Annotated in this window: 15 protein-coding genes; 4 read left to right on the top strand and 11 right to left on the bottom strand. The window is 60.9% G+C overall.

Annotated features, from left to right (window positions below; all coding sequences use genetic code 11):
* Positions 1–45: 45 nt before the first annotated feature.
* The gene (gene mobF, locus MMF96_RS08725) at positions 46–3,636 is read right to left on the bottom strand and encodes a MobF family relaxase (protein WP_256883272.1); all 3,591 of its coding nucleotides are present in this window, start codon (positions 3,634–3,636) and stop codon (positions 46–48) included.
* Positions 3,633–3,923, bottom strand: a complete 291-nt coding sequence (locus tag MMF96_RS08720; protein WP_256883271.1) for a hypothetical protein — start codon at positions 3,921–3,923, stop codon at positions 3,633–3,635. The genes mobF and MMF96_RS08720 overlap by 4 nt, the downstream gene beginning before the upstream one ends.
* 61 nt (positions 3,924–3,984) lie before the next feature.
* On the opposite strand from MMF96_RS08720, the gene MMF96_RS08715 reads away from it, so the two are divergent.
* Positions 3,985–4,428 carry a hypothetical protein gene (locus MMF96_RS08715; protein ID WP_256883270.1) on the top strand — a complete coding sequence of 148 codons (444 nt, stop codon included), beginning with the start codon at positions 3,985–3,987 and terminating at the stop codon, positions 4,426–4,428.
* Between the two features lie 37 nt (positions 4,429–4,465).
* Here MMF96_RS08715 and MMF96_RS08710 read toward each other — a convergent pair whose 3' ends face one another.
* Together MMF96_RS08710 and MMF96_RS08705 are read right to left on the bottom strand one after the other, a co-directional pair.
* Positions 4,466–4,702, bottom strand: coding sequence for a glutaredoxin family protein (locus MMF96_RS08710; protein ID WP_256883269.1), 237 nt, complete (start codon positions 4,700–4,702; stop codon positions 4,466–4,468).
* Between the two features lie 49 nt (positions 4,703–4,751).
* Complete coding sequence (locus MMF96_RS08705) at positions 4,752–5,774, bottom strand: DUF4192 domain-containing protein (RefSeq protein ID WP_256883268.1); 1,023 nt, start codon at positions 5,772–5,774, stop codon at positions 4,752–4,754.
* A 681-nt stretch (positions 5,775–6,455) separates the two neighbouring features.
* Here MMF96_RS08705 and MMF96_RS08700 point away from each other — a divergent pair.
* Positions 6,456–7,088: a Panacea domain-containing protein gene (locus MMF96_RS08700; protein WP_256883267.1), complete on the top strand. Its 633-nt coding sequence runs from the start codon at positions 6,456–6,458 to the stop codon at positions 7,086–7,088.
* Between the two features lie 19 nt (positions 7,089–7,107).
* Positions 7,108–7,683 carry a GNAT family N-acetyltransferase gene (locus MMF96_RS08695; protein ID WP_256883266.1) on the top strand — a complete coding sequence of 192 codons (576 nt, stop codon included), beginning with the start codon at positions 7,108–7,110 and terminating at the stop codon, positions 7,681–7,683.
* Between the two features lie 386 nt (positions 7,684–8,069).
* Here MMF96_RS08695 and MMF96_RS08690 read toward each other — a convergent pair whose 3' ends face one another.
* The 6 genes from MMF96_RS08690 to MMF96_RS08665 form a co-directional block, all read right to left on the bottom strand.
* Positions 8,070–11,411, bottom strand: coding sequence for a DEAD/DEAH box helicase family protein (locus MMF96_RS08690; RefSeq protein ID WP_256883265.1), 3,342 nt, complete (start codon positions 11,409–11,411; stop codon positions 8,070–8,072).
* A 300-nt stretch (positions 11,412–11,711) separates the two neighbouring features.
* Positions 11,712–12,653, bottom strand: a complete 942-nt coding sequence (locus MMF96_RS08685) for a restriction endonuclease (RefSeq protein ID WP_256883264.1) — start codon at positions 12,651–12,653, stop codon at positions 11,712–11,714.
* Between the two features lie 64 nt (positions 12,654–12,717).
* A complete protein-coding gene (locus MMF96_RS19790; RefSeq protein ID WP_256883263.1) occupies positions 12,718–14,502 on the bottom strand; it encodes a DUF262 domain-containing protein in 1,785 nt (594 codons plus the stop codon).
* 17 nt (positions 14,503–14,519) lie between these two features.
* A complete protein-coding gene (locus MMF96_RS08675) occupies positions 14,520–15,629 on the bottom strand; it encodes a restriction endonuclease subunit S (protein ID WP_256883374.1) in 1,110 nt (369 codons plus the stop codon).
* A gap of 2 nt (positions 15,630–15,631) precedes the next feature.
* Positions 15,632–17,128: a class I SAM-dependent DNA methyltransferase gene (locus tag MMF96_RS08670; protein WP_256883262.1), complete on the bottom strand. Its 1,497-nt coding sequence runs from the start codon at positions 17,126–17,128 to the stop codon at positions 15,632–15,634.
* A 230-nt stretch (positions 17,129–17,358) separates the two neighbouring features.
* Complete coding sequence (locus MMF96_RS08665; RefSeq protein ID WP_256883261.1) at positions 17,359–17,487, bottom strand: hypothetical protein; 129 nt, start codon at positions 17,485–17,487, stop codon at positions 17,359–17,361.
* An 80-nt stretch (positions 17,488–17,567) separates the two neighbouring features.
* Between MMF96_RS08665 and MMF96_RS08660 the strand changes: the two genes are divergently transcribed.
* Complete coding sequence (locus MMF96_RS08660) at positions 17,568–17,702, top strand: hypothetical protein (protein ID WP_256883260.1); 135 nt, start codon at positions 17,568–17,570, stop codon at positions 17,700–17,702.
* Positions 17,703–18,162: 460 nt separating this feature from the next.
* On the opposite strand, the gene MMF96_RS08655 is transcribed toward MMF96_RS08660, so the two are convergent.
* On the bottom strand, positions 18,163–18,412 hold a 250-nt coding region (locus MMF96_RS08655; protein WP_256883259.1), incomplete at its 5' end, for a hypothetical protein.

The raw sequence follows: 18,412 nt of genomic DNA, 5'->3' as shown, positions 1-18,412 counted from the left end.
CATCGGATTCGTTCGCATGATGAGACCTCCGCCTATGGACCGATTTTACAGCGACGGGCCGACAACGGGCAGTGGTGAATGTGGCGCGGCCGTCGGGACAACCGGCGACCGCCCCGACTCGGTCGCCGTGGGTGCGCTGTGCCTTGCTGCGGTGATTCGGTTCTCGATCCGGGTTCGTTGGTCGGCTTGGTGCCAGTCGGTCGAGCTGGGAGGCGGCCCGAGGGGAAGTGAATCGTTGTCGATGTCCCAGCGATCCCGGTAACCTGCGACGTCGCGCACGAGGTCCTTCCACCTGTCGTCGTTGGCTTGGAGCCCGGATTGAGCCCGTAGTTGGCGCACCCAGTCCTCCTCGTTGGCGAGGGCGCGAACGGAGATGGTTGAGATTCGTTTGGCGATCCGCTGTTCAACATCGTTGAGGAGTTCACGGAGGTCCTCCCGGTCTGTGGGCACCGTCGCTGGCGCATACCCAGTTGCCGCGGCGGCGTGGACCTGCCGCTGGAGGGTTTGAAGGCGCGAGTGCACGATGGCGGCCACGTCACGGGCACCTGATGTGGGTCGCAGCCCGTCGACAAGGGTTTGTTCCGCCAGGGGCCGGTTGGTGGCTGCCGTGCGCCTCCATACGGCGACCATGGCGCCCCACGATGGCGACTCCCGCATCTCGGGGACAAGGTTGGGGGAGTGGGTGTTGATGAGGCGGGTGACGTCGTCGGACGCGGCGATTTGTGCCAGGTAATCGTGTTCGGCGAGCAAGCGGGATAGGGAGTTGGCCTGTTTTTGTTGTTCGGCGCGGACTTCGTGGGCGGTGTGTTCGGCGCCTTCGACGGAGAGCACGGCGCCGAGGATTTGCCGCCAGTCTGGCAGGGAGGACGGGTCGACGCCGTGGTGGTCGCGGGGGTCGGGTTCACTGATGTAGGCGTGGTTTCCGGCCTTCCCGCGGGTCATGGAGACGTAGAAGAGTTCGCGGGTGAGCCGGCCTTCGCTGACCAGGGTGTGGCCGGTGTCCACGGTGATTCCCTGGGACCGGTGGGCGGTGGTGGCGTAGCCGAGCTCCACCGCCTCGGCAAGATAATTGGCGCCCAGGAGAATTTTTGCGCCGCTGTCGCAGCGGATCCCTTCGATGGAGCCGTCTGGCCTGGGAGTATGGGCGACGGTGATGAGGGTGCCGTTGCGGATGAAGTCGCCGGAGTCATCCAGGATGTGGCGGTCGTTGCGCCGGGCCAGGATGGTGTCGCCGCGCCCGGCGTTCAGGCCGTCGCTGAGTTTCACGGTGGCCTCTGCGTCGACGGCACCGGAGCCGACGCGGTCGGCTTGGGCGCGTTCGTTGAGCATGGCAACGGTGTCGTTGTCGGGGGCGATCAGGATCGATGTCCGGCCTGTGCGGATGTCGGCGTCCCAGTGGTTGTAGGCGTCGTCGACCATGGCGTCGTAGCTCCCGCTGCTGATGCGCTCGTGTGCGTCGTAGTCGGCGATGACGTTGAAGTCGCCCTTGCGGAGTTTGAGGGAGGCGGCGCGTTCCCATTCATTCGTGAACCGCCAGACCGTGGTGAGGCGTTCCGCGCAGCCTGTCCGGTCCAGCCAGCCGAGCACACCGCCGGCGTCGATGGAGTCCAGTTGTGCCGGGTCTCCGACCAGCAGGACCTTCGCCCCGGCGCCGTCGGCTTGGTCGAGGAGGGCGGCGAGCTGGTAGGTGGAGACCATGGATGCTTCATCGATGATGACGAGCTGGTCGGGGCGGAACTGCCACCGGGATTGTGTCGCGGTGAGGGCGCTCATGCGCTGTGCCAGGCGCTCCAGGGACTTGCGGGCCTGTGTGTCCTGTCTGGGGGATTGGCCGGCTTCCTGGTACCTTGCTGCGGCGTCTGCGTAGTGTCCTGCCCGGTTGGCTGCGCCGGGGCCGGTGGATTCGTAGAGCCATTTGCTCACGTTGTCGGTGGCCAGGCCGAGCTCGCGTCCGAGGACGTCGGCGGAGGCGGCTGCGGGGGCGAGGCCGACGACGGTTCCGGTCCCGAAGTGTTCTTCCCAGAGGGCCTTGACGGCGCTCATGGTGGTGGTCTTGCCCGTCCCTGCGGGGCCGACGACGGCGTCAAGCCGCCTCCCGCTGGCCAGGACGGTCTCGGCGGTTCTGCGTTGCTCACCCTGCAGTGGCTCACCGCGCCGGGTGACGAATTGCTGGAGGGCTTCCTGGGCGGTCGCCCGCTCGACGTGGGGGCCGGCGTCGAGCGCGAAAGCGTTCATGATGGCTTCCTCGTTGGCGAGGGTGGAGACGTCGGTGAAGAGGTGGGCGCTGGCGAGGTCGAAGACGCTGCGGCCGTTGTAGACCAGGTCGGGGGAGGCGGTCGTGGGGATGCCGTAGCGGAATTCGTTGAGCGCCACGGACTGTTCCTCGGCGGAGGTGGCGATGGCTTCCATGAGGTTGAGGCGGTCGGCGGCGGTGGCGCAGCGGATTTCCAGGCACACCCGTTCTGCTTCGGCAAGGAGGTTCCAGCGGTTCCAGGTGGCCCGCCGCCGGGCCACCACGTCCTTGACGAGCGCGGCCGTGCTCGTAATCCAGGCTTCGTTGGCATCGGATGAGCTGAGGGAGTGGGTGTGGGAACGGTTGATGGTTGCCGCCAGCACGTCTTCGGCGGCGAACCCTTTGGCTTGGGCTCGTTCGCGCCATTGGCGGGCGCGGACGTTGAGGGGGACGACGTCATGGTTTTTGGCGGTGCGGGTGGACAGGGTGGCCTGCTGGCGTAGCTGCAGCTTGATGGCGGCGCTGGGCTCGCGGCCGTGGGATTCTGACCAGTCCTTGATGAGCCGATCTGCTTCAATGTCAATCAGCCGGGACCTGCTGGAAAATTCGCGGATGAGTTCCTCGTCCACGCCGGAAAGTTCAAGGCCGTAGTTGTGGGTGGAGCTGGCCGGCGTGCGGACTTCGGCCTCGGTTCCCAGGTCGCGACCGAGTTGGTCGTAGAGGAGCCCGTTGTAGTGTTGGCTGGCGGTGACGGTGGCCTTGTAGAGCGTGCGCGAGTCCAGGCTCGTCCAGGCTCCGTCGGTGACGCGTTGGGCCTTGTTGGCGATGACGACGTGAGTGTGCAGCTGGGGGTCGCCGGAGCGGGACTCCCAATGGTCGAAGGCGGCGGACACAGCCCCGTGGACGCCGATGTGGGCGACTCCTGCGTGGCCGGCCCGGGTGTGGATGGCGGAGGTTTCCAGCCAGGCCAGTGTGGCTTCAAGGGCGGCATGGTGGGCTGCCATGATCCGGTCCTTGTCTTCGTCGCTGCCCAGGGCCCAGAGAACTGAGATGGACTTTGGCACGCTGAAGGTGAGGTCGAAGCCGGCGACGGCGGCGCGGCGCTGGGGGTGGCCGTTCCTGCCTGTTACGGTCGTGGCCTGGTTTGGCTTGTGGCCGAGGGGAGTTCCGGTGGTGGGGTTTTCGCCGCGTTCAAAGAGGGCCTTCGCCGCCGCGTCCGTGACCGTTGTGTGGGGTTCCATGCTGATGCCGGGAAGGCCGGCCCCGAGCCATTGGCCTGGGGGATTGCTGGCGTTCGTGTAGTAGCCGGTCAGGTCCTTGGTTTCGACGTCGGCGTGGCTGGTGGTCTTGAGAAGGTAGGAGACGCCGGCCTCGGTGGACAGGCGGGCTATGGAGACGGTCATGACTTTGCCGTCCTGGTGTTCCAGCCGCGGCGGGTGAAGATCTCCGCCGTCCTCGGATCGAGCCGTGTGTGGGTTTCGTCGTGCAGGGCCATGAGCCGTGCGGCGACTTGCTGGAGGTCTCGCATGGCCTGCCGCTCGCGAAGCGCGAGGTCTTCCCTTTCTTTGCGCAGACGCGCCACCGCGGCTTCCAGTTCGTCTGCTTTCGACGCGGCCCGTGATGCTGCCCGGGCGCTGTCGTTGAGCTGTTCGTGGGCGGCGGCCAGTCTGCTTTCAAATGATCGCGTCATGGCGGCAAGCTTGCGTTGGTCCGCGGATCGGAGCTTTCGGAGGGCTGCCTCGTAGAGGGCAGTGAGCGCTGTCGTTGCTTCCTGGCTGTCGGTTATCGAACGATCGATCGGGTTGGCGCCCGGCGTCGTCACGTCTTGGCGGGTTTTCCGGTACTTGCGTTGGCGCCGGCGGTGGGCGCAGGCCGGTCGGCAAAAGACCTGCCGCGGACTGGCAGCTGTGAACGTGGTGTTGCATTCGGGGCAGATTTGTATGGGCATATTGATCCATGGTGATCCGGGCCAAAAACTATATGACTTGGCGTCACATCCCGCCGTGACGGCACCGGGCTCGGGTGCCAGCGGTGTGAAGGGCTTTTTGGTTGCGGCAGCGGCATGGCTGTTGGTGGTGGAGCTGTTGTGGTGGGTCGGGCTGGTGACGACCGGGGAGTTTGGCTTTGATGATCGTGCTTACTGGACGGTGGGCGGGATGCGGGCAATGGATGGGGCGCATGAAAGCGCCGCATGAGGTTCTCATGCGGCGCTGAAATTCTTGTTGGCTGCCTCTATCGGATGGCAAGTCGCAGCCGTTCGATTTCGGTGGGGTTGAATCCTGACCAGTGGTGGTGATCGTTGACGATAATGATGGGCGCCTGGGAGTAGCCCAGGTCTTGAACGTATTCGAGGGCTGCGGCATTGGTGGTCAGGTCGACGACGGCGTAGGGGATGCCGGCCTTCTCCAGGCTGCGGCAGGTGAATTTGCATTGCTGGCAGCCGGGCTTGCTGTATACGGTGATGACCATTGTTATCGCCTGGATTCGAATCTGTTGGTCGTGGGCCCCGCGGCCGGGGTCAGTGGGTCCGATAGCAGGTTTCTTTGTGTTGCGCCCAGCCGGAGACGACGCCGGCCCCGAGCAACTGGTCCAGCAACTTCGCCAGGTGGTAGTCCGGGTCGAATGTGAGGGCGACGTGCATGTAGTTCGCGGCGGCTGTTCCCTTGCCCTTCCACCAGCAGATGTGGCCGAGCATTGTCAACGGTGCGGCGGCGTGGGTCGGGGCGGCGATGGTAAGCAACTGCCGCAGCAGATTCTCGGAGCTGTCGATCCGGTCCCACAGCGGAGCCTCGGTCGTGGCACCGAAGAGTGTTGCGTCCATGGGTTCGTTGAGGCCTGGCATGTCGGCGAGGATATGGTCCCTGAGTCCGACGTCCTGCAGCCCGGCGAGGACTTCTGCGAGTTCGTCACGGGTGGGTTCGGCGCCGTGGTCAAGGAGGTCCATCCACAGCCGGTAGGCGGCGTCGAGGTTCTGGGCCGGGTTGGCGGCCATCTCCCGCATTGCTGACTCGACGGCGTCGTGGTCGGCATGGGTGGCGGACAGCTCGGGGATGGCGGGCGTGTCGTTCTGTTCGATGAGGCTGCCCTGGTAGACGAGTTCTGCGTTCAGCGTGCTGGATTCGAGGGCCTCCAGCGGGGTCTCCTTGCCGCAGAAGGTGGGATTGGCGCCGTCGTACGGGGCAAAGGATTCGGGGCCGACGATCCATACATGGTGGACGAGCAACCCCGCGGCGGAGAACTGGCGCTTGAGTCCTTGGACCATGGAAGCGAAGGGCTTGGGGTCTCCCTTGCCCCACGGTCGATGGGTGAACAAGGCCATGAGGACGGCGGTGGCGTCGAGGTCGATGCCGAAGTAGTGGGCAACGCGCTCCGTGTAGGTCTCGATGAAATCGAGGCTTGCTGGCAGGTTGACGCGCAGGGTCGGGCCGAGGGCGGTGCCTTCGAGGGCGACGCAGACCAGGCTTTCCTTCGGCCAGTAGCCGAGGCTGTGGCCCATGTAGCTGATGGCATCGGCCGGGCTGCTGATTCTGATCGGTTCCATTGCCTTGCTCCTCTTTATGTGTTCGGTGGCCGGTTCTTCGCGGCCGCCTACTCTGTTGGTGCCTTCTGGTAAGAGGAGTCACCGCTGGGTATTTGGGGCCGGAGGGCAACTTGGGGTACCGGGCACGGGGCAAAAATTGTTTCGAGGAAATAAGCGACGGAGGAGCGCCGAGGAAGAATTTTTGGGGGAGTGCCCGGCGCGCAGCGCCCTGGTTGCGTGGAGGGCCCGCCCAGCGATGATGGGGTACCAGAAGGCACAACGTGGTTTGGCATGTGTTCATGTAGGTCCATCGACCGGGGCCGTTGTTTGACCTGACTGTTAGAGAGCCATAGGCGTTACGGCATCGACGGCCCTTCTCTGAATTCAGGCTTGGCTTTGCCAGCCCGGGAGAGCAGTGTCGAGGGCAGCCTCTTGCCCAGGTGGCGTTGATGGGGCTATAGCCGTTCCGGAAGGCCACCCATCCCTGGACTATCTGTAACTGGAACAAGAGGCTCAGTAGTGGCGCAGGTCAAGTTCTTGATGTCGCGTCCTCAAGAACTGATGTGAGATGCGCGATTCCGTTGCCACAAGAATCGTGTCTAAGGTTAGACTGAGTGCACAGCCTGTGGACAACACGCTACAGGCCAAGTTTCGCAAGGGTATGCCTGTGGAGAATCATGTGGCTAAGTGGAAAGGGAGAAGATGACTACTGTCTTTGACGTCGCCGATGAACTTCTTCGGCGGGCCCCGAACAACAAGCTGCAGACAATCAAATTGCAGAAGCTGGTTTTCTATGTTTTTGGTTGGTATGGACATGTAGTTGGCCGCCCGCTCTTTGAGCAGGGCTTTTACTCGATGAAGTATGGCCCCGTCGTGACCAACCTCCTTGACGTCCATGCTCAGCAGCGCTCACTTTCGCTTGATGACCTCCGGACTCAAGTTGCCACATCCAAGATCGAGGATTCCCACGTTGCTGCGGTTGTTGACGCCGTCTGGGCAACCTATGGAAAATACGACGCTTGGGATCTCGTGGAAATGACGCACCAAGAGGACCCCTGGTCAACGTCGTGGGCATCCGCAGAGTTGCGTAATGCAAAACGTGGTGACATGTCGAGTGATGAGCTGGTCGCATTCTTCGAAGAAAAACGTACCAGCTCATACATGCTGAGAGGGAAATTGGTCTCTGTGCCCGTTCTATCTATGCTCCCGGATGCCTTCGGGCGCGCTGTGACTACAGCCGAGTTTGCCGAAATGGAAAACTGCGATCAGGTAGTGCCAGCGAACCTATTTACTGACCTTCCTAGTGACTACCAGCGCTTGCTGATGTCCATCTGATCTCCAGCAGCCTTCCACTATGAACCAAGCTATTGACGGCGCCTTCTCGTTGCGTGCCCTAGATGCGGCACACGATCTGAGGGCATTTGACTGCAAACGCAACGAGGAAATGGATACTTGGCTCCGCAAGTCAGCCCTCAGGAGCCATGAGAGCGATGTCACGAGGGTTTTTGTGGCGGCCGATGCCAATAATCGGGCACTCGGCTTCTTCACACTTTCTGGGTATTGTCTTGAAGTCGAAGTTCTACCAAACGGCGATAGTAAGAAACTTCTGAGTAGGCGTGACGCCAAATCCACTGTGCCCGCGCACTACATCGGGCGCTTAGCAGTCGATAAGAATCATCAAGGAGGCGACCTTGGCAAGTTTCTTATGGACGCCGCATTCCTGAAGTATGCTCAAATCCTGAAGCTTACGACTAGTAGTTACCTATGCTTGGACGCGCAGAACCCAGGACTTGTTGACTACTACAAGAAGTTTGGGTTCAAGCCGACGCCGAAGGAAGTGAGCCAAGGTGCGCCTATTCCGATGTATCTAAAGAGTTCCGCAATCAAGACATGGGTAAACGCGCTAAATTCTGAGGGCAGCCACCTTTAAATCGATCGTTTTGGTTCAGCCCCGTCCACCATGTGTGGGCGGGGCTTTGTGCTGCCTGGACTCGTGGAGGCCGCGGCGGAGTTGGTCTGGCGCGGCCCCCACGGCGCTGGTGCGTTGCGTTTGGGCAGGTGGCGCCGAGGTGCTGAGCGGGATGGGTCAGGATTTGGCGGCATTGCGCCGGACGTAACCCTCGGCATCGACGCGCCTCTCCGATAAACGAGCATACAAGGTTGCCCGGCTTGAATAACTCTGCCCTTGTCCGAGGCTCCCTGACGTCATTCTTCTCACTCAACCACACCAGATGTCAGGGCACCTTAAGTCGCTGAGAGTGGGCAATTTGCTGGCCGCAAACCTATCGGGCAGAAGCAGATCCGAACGAACCTGAACTAACCAACTCTCAGGCCATCGTCGAATGACTGCAGCACCAGTTCCAACCGATCGAAGACGGCGTCGCCGAAGAGGTCGTCGGGTCCGGTTGGCGCCAGCTCGCTATACGGTGACTTGTAAAGGGCATCAATCGGCACGGATCCATTTTCGGACAGCTGTGTGGTGAGTACGGACAGGAAATCCAGTTGCGCCGCGTTGAGCGTGGACCCGGTGATGAATTCGGACAAGGCCTCCTCCACAGCGGTCTGGTCCAGCCCCACGAGGGAGCGGACAAAATGGGCCAGTCCCTCGGACCTAGCCCGCGCCAGGTCTTCGGCAGTCCCGGCGCCGCTTTCGGCCAGGATCCGCTCGAGTTCCGCCAGGTCCAGCTCCGTCAGCGGTTTGTTGCGGCGGAGGCGCTGCAGGGTGGCGAGATTCAAATGTGAACGCAGGTACGTGCGCGCCTTTTCGCGGTACCGGGAGAAATCGTTGACCCCGGAGTGAACGCCGTCGAGTTCAATCTCCACGAGGTCCCCGAGTTCGTCCTCGAAGCTCGTGTACACCACGTTGCGGCGCCTCTTTTCGATCAGGTGCACCAGCTCGCGCAGCTTGCGTCTCACCGATTCCAGCCATTCCACCGAGACGGATTCCCACTCCTGGTTGTCCGCAATCTGCTCCAGCAGGACAAGGACGGGTGCGATGGCCGGGTTGTTGGGCTGGTCAGCCAGGGCGGCGGCGACGGCCTGAATCTTCTTGCGGTAAAAGTCCAAGGCGCCGGGGTTCTCCAAGGAAACAAGCTGGGCATTCAACACAAGAAGGTCAAACCGCTTCGCCTCCTCCTGCCCGCCCGGAACACCCTGGCCCGCAACGCGAGCCAGCCCGGTTTCAAGTGCTGCAATGTCTCCTTCGCCCAGCCCGTCCCATACTTCGGGCAGGGAGTACTTCTCCACGGCCCTGCGGTGCGGCTTGACCAGGAAGTTGGCCTCGGGGAGACGGGATACTTGCCCGGACAGGGTGTGGACTAGGTCTGTGACCAGCGAGGGGGAGGCATCGGTGGCACGGGCGGAGTAGAGCAGCTTGGCCCGGGCGGCGAAGGTCAGCTCTGACAGGGAGCGGCCCACGGAACCTTCATTCCCGTCCATGCCGGCGTTGAAAAATTCGGCGTTCCGGCACAGGTCAAAGATGAAGAAGTCCTTCTTGTCCTTGCCCGGCCCGTAGAGGTCGGCGCAGAGGCGGGTTCCTCGGCCCACCATCTGCCAGAACTTGGTTTTGGAGCGGACCATCTTGAAGAACACCAGGTTGACCACTTCGGGTACGTCGATCCCGGTGTCGAGCATGTCCACGGAGACTGCGATGTGCGGGTTGTCGCTCTTGCGCATGAAGGCCTCGATCAGGCTCTGTGCGTAGTTCACCTGATAGGTGATGACCTGTGCAAAGTGCCCCTTGAGGTGCGGGTAGTTCTTGTCGAACTGCGCGGCGATGAAGTTGGCGTGGTCGCTGTTCTTGGCAAAGATGATGGTCTTGCCCAACCGGTCCCCGCCGGCCACCTTGTGCCCGCGGGCCATCAACACTTCCAGAGCCTTGTTGACGGTGTCGGTGTTGAAGAGCCAGCTGTTCACCACGGCGGGGTCAACGGCGTCGGGAACCACCCCGTCCTCGTCCCACTCAAGATCGTCCCATTGATCCTTTTCCGCCTCTGAAAGGTCGTCGTAGCGGATGCCCTCATAGGGAAACTTCAGCGGCACGGGGACCACCCGCGGTGGCACCAGGTACCCGGCCGCAATGGCCTCGTCCAGTTCGTAGGCAAAAGTGGGGACGTTGTCCTCGATGTCGAACATGGAGTAGGTGTTGCGATCCACTTCCGACTGCGGGGTGGCCGTTAACCCCACCAGCAGGGCGTCAAAGTAGCCGAAGATCGCGCGGTACTTTTGGTAGATGGAGCGGTGTGCCTCGTCCACGATGATCAGGTCGTAGTAGCCAATCCCGTACTGCCGCGCCGCAATGAGGTTCATGATTGCCGGGTATGTCGCGACGTGGATGCGCGACTCCGCTTCGGCGTCGCGCCCCAGAATCGCCGGAGCGCTTCCGGGCAGGTGTGCCTTGAATGCCTTGGCGGCTTGCTCCACCAGGGCCACCCTGTCCGCCAGGAACAGGATGCGCTTGGCCCAGTTGGCGTCCATGAGCATCTTGGAAAGCGCGACGACGGTCCTTGTCTTCCCCGTCCCTGTCGCCATCACGATGAGCTGCTTCCGGTTCGCCGCCTCGACTGATTCCGTCACGGCCCGGATGGCCGCGTGCTGGTAGCCGCGCTCCACTATGGCGTTGTCGATGGGCTCGTTAGCCAGGCTGCGGCGCGTGTAGCGGCGTGCCGCCATCAGCTCCAGTTCATCGCGGGTGTGGAAACCCTGCACGGGGCGTTCCGGGTACATGGTGTCGTCCCACAGCCAGTGTTCGTAGCCGTTGGTGTAGTAGATGACCGGGCGTCGGGAAAACTTCCGTTCCAGCGCGTCGGCGTAGAGCTTCGCTTGCTGCTTGCCGTTGTGGGCGTCCTTGGTGGTCCGCTTGGCCTCCACTACGGCGAGCGGCAGACCGTCAGCGCCCCACAGGACGTAGTCCACCCACCCCGTGCCGGCAGCATTGGGCATTCCGGTGACCGGGTACTCACGGTCCTCGGGGTTCCCAAGGTCCCAGCCGGCGTCGTGCAAGTCCTCATCGATCAGGTAGTCGCGGGTGTGTGCCTCGTCGTAGTCGTGATGGTCGGGGACGCCCTCGTTGCGCTCCTTCGCGGCCTTGACCTCGGCCTGGAGCGCGGCCAGCTGCTGTACCAGGCTGGCCGATTCCGCATTTGCCTCGGCCAGCGCCGCATCCTTAGCCGCCAGTTCATCGCCCAGCGCCGTGAGTTGTTCGGCGGTTTGCGGCTCCGGCACGGGTTGGCTGGGCTTGAGCCTGGGCTTGAGGAGCTCGGGGTCGAAGCGCAGTCCCTCGGGCGGGAGATTGGCGGGGTCGAGCGTATAGGTCCGGGCCAGCCAGTAGCAGACGTGGAAGAGTTCGGTGACCGCCTGCCGCGAGGCGAGCGGGGAGGGATCCTGCTTGTCGTGGACGGCGCGGTTGCCCATCTTGCGGATGGCGTCCAGCTTGTTGCCGATGGCGGTGCCAACAATGTCCTTGAACTCGCGCTGGTTGATCAGCGCGTTCAGGTCTGGCTTGTAGGGGACCGGGATGGACGGCTCGGCCTGGTAGATCCAATCGACCAGGTGTTCCGCGGTGTGGCGGGCGTAAAACATGGACGTTCGGGGGTCGATAAAGGCGAACTGCTCCGCTTTGCGGGCGCGCTGGGCCAGCGCATCCCATTCGTTGCGCAAGAAAGCAAAGTTGCTTTGCACTTCCCCCAAGACCGCTCCATTCACGACTGCCGCCTCGATGCGGCCAGATCCTCTGATTCATTGAACCACGGACGGGTGACACCATGGTTTATCGGGCCGCATTTGATGCCATGAAGGGCGATTATCGATGCAATAAGGACGCCGTCTAAGGAAGTGGTCGAACTTTTCGGCGGCATCGCCAGCCTGCTGGTGCAGTGCCTGCGCCACACTACAGGCTATCCCGTGTCAAGTGCCGGCCCAGCGTAGGACCTCAGCCTTTCGAGTAGCCACTCGTTGGCACTATTCGAAGAAGTCCTCGTCGAGCTCCACAACGTCATAGCTCTCCTTGACCTGCACGCCCACCCGGTACTTGATCATCAAGGCGGCTAGGCGTTCTCCGTCGATCAAGATCACGCGAGACGGGACACTCGAAGCGTATCCAGTGGCAAACGGCGTGAACGAGCTTGTGGTGATGAAGACACCCTTGGATGCCCCGACGCCCTGCAGCGCGCCGACGAACGCCTGGACGGTTTCCCGGCTGATGTTGTTGCCTTCGCCGTAGCGCTTGGCCTGGACGTATACCTTGTCGAGGCCCAGTGGATCCTGATCGATAACACCGTCGACGCCGCCGTCGCCCGTCCCGCCGATGCGCTTGCCGCGCTGTTCTGCCCCGCCGTAGCCCATCTTCAGGAGCAGATCGACCACGGCCTGCTCGAAGAACGCGGGATCGCTGGCGCGGAGGCGTTCGATGAGGTTGTTACTTACGTCGGCGTGGATAAGATCAATGCCGACCTCAATCTGCTCCTGCGGGGAAAGTGTTGATTCCAGCGTTTCGGCGCCAGGCTTGGCAACTTGTGAACTGGTCGGGATCTTGCTGGATTGGTGGTCTCTGTACGCGTCGATGGTGGCTAGTATGTTGCGATCCAGGCCCAGAGGATGCTTTTGGAGCAGTTTCCGGCCGAGCTCCGTGATTTCAAATGTCGCGCGGACCGGGCGTCGAACGGCCGTCGCAGTAGTCAAATCGGAAAGTGCCCACCCCACTCGATTTTCAATTTTAGATTGACCCGAATTCAGCTGGACGGATCGTTGTTCAGCCGTCAGCTCGGCGACGTCCTGAACCGCGACGATCAAGTCTCGCCGCCGCCGCGGTGTCCCATCGGAGAGGACCTTCAGTACTGGAATCATAAAATCCTGCCAGCGCGGAATGCCATCCGTTACTGGGCTTGACGGTTCGGTGGACACTTCTCTCCTCTAAATGCTCGGTGTTGCAAGGATACGAAAAATCTGCCGAGTTCGGCCTGGGCGGTTAGTTCATGCTGAAGTGGGTCAGGGCCATTTCAACCAACTTCTCACGGCGCGCAAGAATGTGTTGCTCGGTCCATTCAGTTTGGGAAACAACGTCGTCGTTGATGGACAGTCCGTTCTTAAGGCCGACTGAGCGCTGGCCGTTGTCGGTGGACGTGAGCTTTTCAGCGAATGACTTGTTGCTCAGGGTTGAGTTGAAGCGGGTAATGCTGAGATTTCCCAGCGTGTGGACCAATTCATTTTGAACGCGCTTGGCGTCGTCTGCGTCCCCGCCCATGGCTTCAACCCAAGCCTTGGGGATGTTTGCCCCTTGAGGGAAGATGTGTTCAACGGACCAGGCACGCCGGGTCCCGTCCGCCATCGCCCAGAGGTCTACGCGCGTTTCGTCCGTCATGGTGGACTCCGCGAGGGACGCGAGAATGAACCTGGCCATGTCGCGGGCGTCCTCGTACAAGTCGCCGCGCAGTTTTTCCCGGAACTGGTCGTCCGTGGTCGAGAGTGCAACCAGCCGAGTTTGCAGATGATCGAAGACGGAACCGCTCCAGTCCCCTTCCAAATCCCGCGTGATGCCCATGAAGGTGCGCTGAAGCTCGTACGTCGCGGGCAGGCCAGTCACGTTGCGGCGGACGAAGAATGCCACCAGCAACCGGCAAATTGCCACGAGCTCAGTGACTGACAATTCCAAACGCTGGCGATGGGTCATCAGGTACATCAGGAGCAGGTATGACGTTGACCCCTGCGCCCTGCGAACGCTGGCCAACGCTTCATCCAACGTTGGCGTTCCGGTATCGGCTCCCGATCCGATCTGGCTGTAGATTTCCGCGGCCGCCGTGAGGTCGCCGATGAGAATTTCGGGATTGTGCTCGATCAACTTCTCAAAAATCTTGATCAAGTTGGACTTGGTGGCCACGGCTTCATTGACTACGGATTCCAATGACGGCTTGAATGCGTTGTAGTACTGGCGGAAGAACCGTTCCTGCTGAACATAGTCGTCCCCGAGCAGATCGATGATCCGCATCCAGTCGGCAAAGACCTCGTCAACGGCTTCGGCGTCGTTGCCGTGGGTGGTTGCCAGCAGTTTGTTCTTGATCAGGTCGATGGGCGTCAGCTGGGCCCCGCGGTTGTTCAGCGATTCAAACAGGACATAGGCATCAGAGTGCGTCTTAACTTCGATTTTGACCAAGACAGCATCCGACACCAGGTCGACGAAGGAGAAGAGCCTCTCGATGGCATCCGGCTCGGTCAACTTGCCCCGGATTGCCAGTTGCTCTTTGAAAAACTTGAACGCTTTCATGATCTTGCGGTTTCCGAGGTTGGCGGGCCGTGCTTTGTCTGAAATGATGCCGGCCGCTGCCAGGACAGCCTTGTAGTCCGCATTGTTGTTGTTCTGCTTTTGCGGGCTGAGACGAATGAAATCCTTGGGGGAGCGGAGCACAAGTTTCCGCTTGAGATTGAGCAGCTCCGAGGTGAACTCTTCGTCGAGCTCATCCTTGCGCTCGTTCAGAAGCGAGTACAGTGCAGTCAGCAGGATGGACAGGGTGGTCATCCGCTGCTGCCCGTCAATGAGCTCTAAAGTTGCCACGTCCGTGGCATCCTTCTGCTGGTTGATGCAAATGATGGAGCCAAGGAAGTAGCCCTTGGGTGAATCCAGGACGTCGTCCAGCAACTGTTCCCAGTGGGTCTTGTTCCACTTGTACTCCCGCTGGTACGGCGGAATGTGGTAGACGATCTTGTTGTCGACCCCAAGGAGGAGTGAAACAGCGCAAGCATTGACGGAATCGATCACAGGTGGAACTCCTAGAGTTAAAGTCGGCCGCTAAATGCGCGGTGTTGGAATGATGCGAAGAGGGTGTCCAGCTGTGCCAGCTGGGCGCGGTGCTGCTCTTTCAAACGTTCGACGCCGGCCACTCGCCTTGCGAAGGTCTGCTGCAGTTCCAGCGGTGGGATCGCGATCGGAACAGACAGCAATTTCGGTTTGGAGATGTTCTTCATGGACCCGCCACTGCCGGTGGATCGGCAGCTGATTTCTGCGCGGATTCGATCTGATTGGAGCGCAGCCACGAGATAGTGCGGATCAATTTCACCAGTGGGTACAGCCCGCCACAGCTTGTCAGGCAGCACTGTTTGCCCATTCGTGGCATCAACGAGAGCGCTGGCTCCGACAAGCTCAGTCGTGTTTGCCCGGCTAATAATGACGTCACCAGGCCGGACAACGTGATCGGCAGCATGGATGTAGTCCGAGGGGAGTGCCTTGGACTCGGATTCAAGGTACTGGCCCGAAGTGACGGCGCTAATCTTCAAGACCCTGAACGGGTTGGTGCTGTCATCGGCACCGACAATATTCTTGCCGCCAATAAGGGCTGAGACCGCATCTGACAAAACACCTTCCGGCGGCAGGCTGCCGAACATGTCATTGAAGATCGACTGCGTCAGGGCGTCGAGGTGGGCGATGGCTTCGCGGCGCTGGGCGCGGAGGTGGTCGGCCTTGTCCAGGATGGCCGCGATCCGGCGCTGCTCGGGGAGGGGTGGAAGCGGGATACGAACTTCTTTGAGGAACTTGAAGTGTCTGCTGTAACCGGCAGACGGAATGTCGATGAATCGGAGGTAATGAAAAAGGAATCGGACGTCGGCGTCGATCTTTGGAACGAGAACTTTGGTTCCGTCGGCCCCCAGAATAAAAGGGCCTTCAACGTACTTGAGGATGCGTGTGTGATCACCGAAAATGATGACTGGTCCGTGGTCAACTGCGAGCAAGGACTTCTCGTTGGAATACCCAGCTACTTGGCGCCGCCCTTGATCAATGATGGGGTAGCGTCCGCTGGCCAGATACTCAGAAGTTTGGACCTTTGGATTGCCGCCCGTCTTGTCCGCAAAAACGTCGAGGAATGGCAGGGTTTCGAGAGGATCAACCATCGTCACTTCAGCAGTTCCCGTAGGTCTGCCATCCCCGACAGGATTGATGCTTCCAGCTCATCGAGGCCGCCGAGGATTTCTTCGGGGGACTTGTGGTCCACGTCGTCGTATTCGATCTCCTTGTAGCGGTTCAGTGAGAGGTCGTAGTCGTTGGCTTCGATCTCGCAGCGGGGGACGCAGAAGGACTGGTCGGTGCGCGCGCGGGTGAGCTCCGTCGTCGAACGTTCCATCCAGCGGGAGAAGACGTCCTCAAGGTCGGATGAGCCCAGGGGCGTGCGTTTGTCGTCGAGGGAGAAGCCGTCGCTCTTGACGTCGTAGAACCAGACGTTTTTGGAGCCGCCGGCGTTGGTCTTGGTGAAGAACAGGATGGCGGTGGAGACTCCGGCGTAGGGCTTGAAGACGCCGGAGGGGAGCTTGACCACGGCGTCGAGCCTGTGGCCGTCAACAATCAGCTTGCGCAATTCCTTGTGCGCCTTGGTGGAGCCGAACAGCACGCCGTCCGGGACGATAACCGCCGCGCGGCCGCCGGGCTTGAGCAGGCGCAGGAAGAGTGCCAGGAACAGCAGCTCGGTCTTCTTCGTCTTGACGAGGCTCAGGAGGTCCTTGGCGACGTTGTCGTAATCCAAGCTGCCAGCGAAAGGAGGATTGGCGAGGATGAGATCGTACTTCTCCTCCTCGGTTTCATGGAGGTTGGCGAGCGAATCCCGGTAGGTGACTTCGGGGTTTTCCACGCCATGCTGGAGCAGGTTCATGGCACCGATGCGCAGCATGGTGTTGTCGAAGTCGAAGGCGTGGAACTGCTGGTTGTTGTAGAAGGTCCTGGTCTCAGCGTTGGTTAGCAGCGTGTCGTTGTGCTTGCGCAGGTACTCGGATGCCTGGACCAGGAACCCGCAAGTTCCGGAGGCGGGGTCGCATATTTCCTCCATGGGCTGGGGAGCCTGCATGCGGACCATGAGGTCGATGATGTGGCGCGGCGTGCGGAACTGGCCGTTGGTGCCGGCCGTGGACAGTTTGGAGAGCATGTACTCGTAGAGGTCGCCCTTGGTGTCCTTGCCGGACATGTCCATTTTGGTGATGATGTCCACCACCGTGCCGAGGACGTTGGCCGTGGGGATTGTGAAGCGGGCGCCTTCCAGGTGCTTGGCATAGCTGGATTCCTCGCCGTTGGACTGCTTGGGCAGTTCCTCGCGAAGGAACGTGAACATTCGGTCCGTGAAGAGCTTGAACATCACGTCCTTGGAATCGTTCTGGAAGTTCTTCCAGCGCAGGTCGCTCCACGGGCTTCCCAGGTGGTCATTGCCGAGGGGGAAAGGCAGGTTCCGTGCCGGCTTGCCCGTGCGCAGGGCCTGCTTCTCGGCTCGCGTCTGTGCTTCGTCCAGGCGTTTGAGGAACAGCAGGTACGTCACCTGCTCGATGATCTCGATGGGGTTGGAGATTCCGCCGGTCCAGAACGTATTCCAAACCCTGTCTACCTGGGACTTAATTTCACCTGTGATCACGCATTTGAGTGTAGCCGCGGGGGCTGACATCCCAGCACCGGACCTATAGGTGGCTTCAAGTTTTGACTCCGTGTGGACTGCAGGGTTCATATTGTCTCCCGTGCCAGTCCATGTCTTTGCCGCGATGGATTTGGGTGGCGGAGAACAATTTGAGGCGTTCGGTCCCGTCCGGTTCGTACGAGGTGATGATTCCGGTGGGGTGGGGGAAGGCGACGGCGGTGCCGAAGAGTTCACGGACTTGGACGCGGGGTTGTTGCCAGGAGGGAGAAGCGCTGGGGTTCTCTGTCGTTGGGGTCCGGGTGGCGGTCCGAGGCGGCGACGATCTCGATGAGCTTGGAATCTGGATCGAATTTATTCATGACCAAAGTATTCGCGGGCCATCAGACATAGAACCTACATCGCAGGGTGGACTACCACTAGCCGCAAGAAGATCGTCGGCGTGCTGACGAACATCGAGCTGCGTGCCATTGAGTGGAGCGAGGCCACGTACGCCGACTACCGTCACGGATTTGACGCCCTGCGGGGGAGACTTCCGGACGGTACCCGGATCATCGGCGTCCGTGTTGAAATGTAGAAATTGGGCGGTCCAGACCGCGGTTTTCTCCGCTAAGTCGGGAACGCTCCGATTTCCAAGCGGCGTCTTCCCGACGCCGAAGCTAGCAGTCCCCTGGCGAGTTTCTGACAATGGACAAAACGGCGGCGCTGCCGCGGCTCGAGAGTGCTGTTCGGCCATGGCAACGAGGGGATTTCTAGGGGACCGGAGGTGATTGGACTTGGCTGCGAGCTATGGCATCTCGCATGTCAGCTACGGACGTCGAGAAAGCCAGTGGGAAATCAAAAACGTGAGCAGAAATTGAACCTATTTCGGTCCAAATGAGGGCCAAAAACGTGACCAACTTTTCGTTCAAAAACGTGAGTAAAACGTGACTTGGGCCGTTTTTGGCCTTAAACGCCTCTGACCTCCGGAATATAACCGCAGGTCAGAGGCCCTTTTGGGTGCCCCGGGCGGGAATTGAACCCACGACCAAGAGAATCTAGCCCTCTGGGTTCTGATGGGTGCGGTTGCTCGCCAAAATCCGCGTGTTTCCGGGGTGCTTCGTTGTTTCCGAAGGCCATGGCATGTCGTTCATTGCCGTAGTTTTTGGTTGAAAAGGGGGAGTAAAAGGGGAGTACTTCTCCGTGAGCCGGTGGCAGTGTCCAAAATCGGGTTCAATATCATGGCGGTGTGGGCCACGTGTGTGGTGCCTGATCTCGTGGAAATTGCTGTCCATGGTGACCATTTTA

This window comes from Arthrobacter sp. STN4, from assembly GCF_024539665.1.
Classification (GTDB): domain Bacteria; phylum Actinomycetota; class Actinomycetes; order Actinomycetales; family Micrococcaceae; genus Specibacter.
This window is presented reverse-complemented; position numbering and strand designations above follow the sequence as displayed.

What these genes read in the sequence shown, in the direction of transcription:
- MMF96_RS08720 (WP_256883271.1), bottom strand. Translation starts at nt 3,923, where the DNA reads ATGACGCGATCATTTGAAAGCAGACTGGCCGCCGCCCACGAACAGCTC.
- mobF (WP_256883272.1), bottom strand. Translation starts at nt 3,636, where the DNA reads ATGACCGTCTCCATAGCCCGCCTGTCCACCGAGGCCGGCGTCTCCTAC.
- MMF96_RS08710 (WP_256883269.1), bottom strand. Translation starts at nt 4,702, where the DNA reads ATGGTCATCACCGTATACAGCAAGCCCGGCTGCCAGCAATGCAAATTC.
- MMF96_RS08675 (WP_256883374.1), bottom strand. Translation starts at nt 15,629, where the DNA reads ATGGTTGATCCTCTCGAAACCCTGCCATTCCTCGACGTTTTTGCGGAC.
- MMF96_RS08700 (WP_256883267.1), top strand. Translation starts at nt 6,456, where the DNA reads ATGACTACTGTCTTTGACGTCGCCGATGAACTTCTTCGGCGGGCCCCG.
- MMF96_RS08705 (WP_256883268.1), bottom strand. Translation starts at nt 5,774, where the DNA reads ATGGAACCGATCAGAATCAGCAGCCCGGCCGATGCCATCAGCTACATG.
- MMF96_RS08665 (WP_256883261.1), bottom strand. Translation starts at nt 17,487, where the DNA reads ATGAATAAATTCGATCCAGATTCCAAGCTCATCGAGATCGTCGCCGCC.
- MMF96_RS08695 (WP_256883266.1), top strand. Translation starts at nt 7,108, where the DNA reads ATGAACCAAGCTATTGACGGCGCCTTCTCGTTGCGTGCCCTAGATGCG.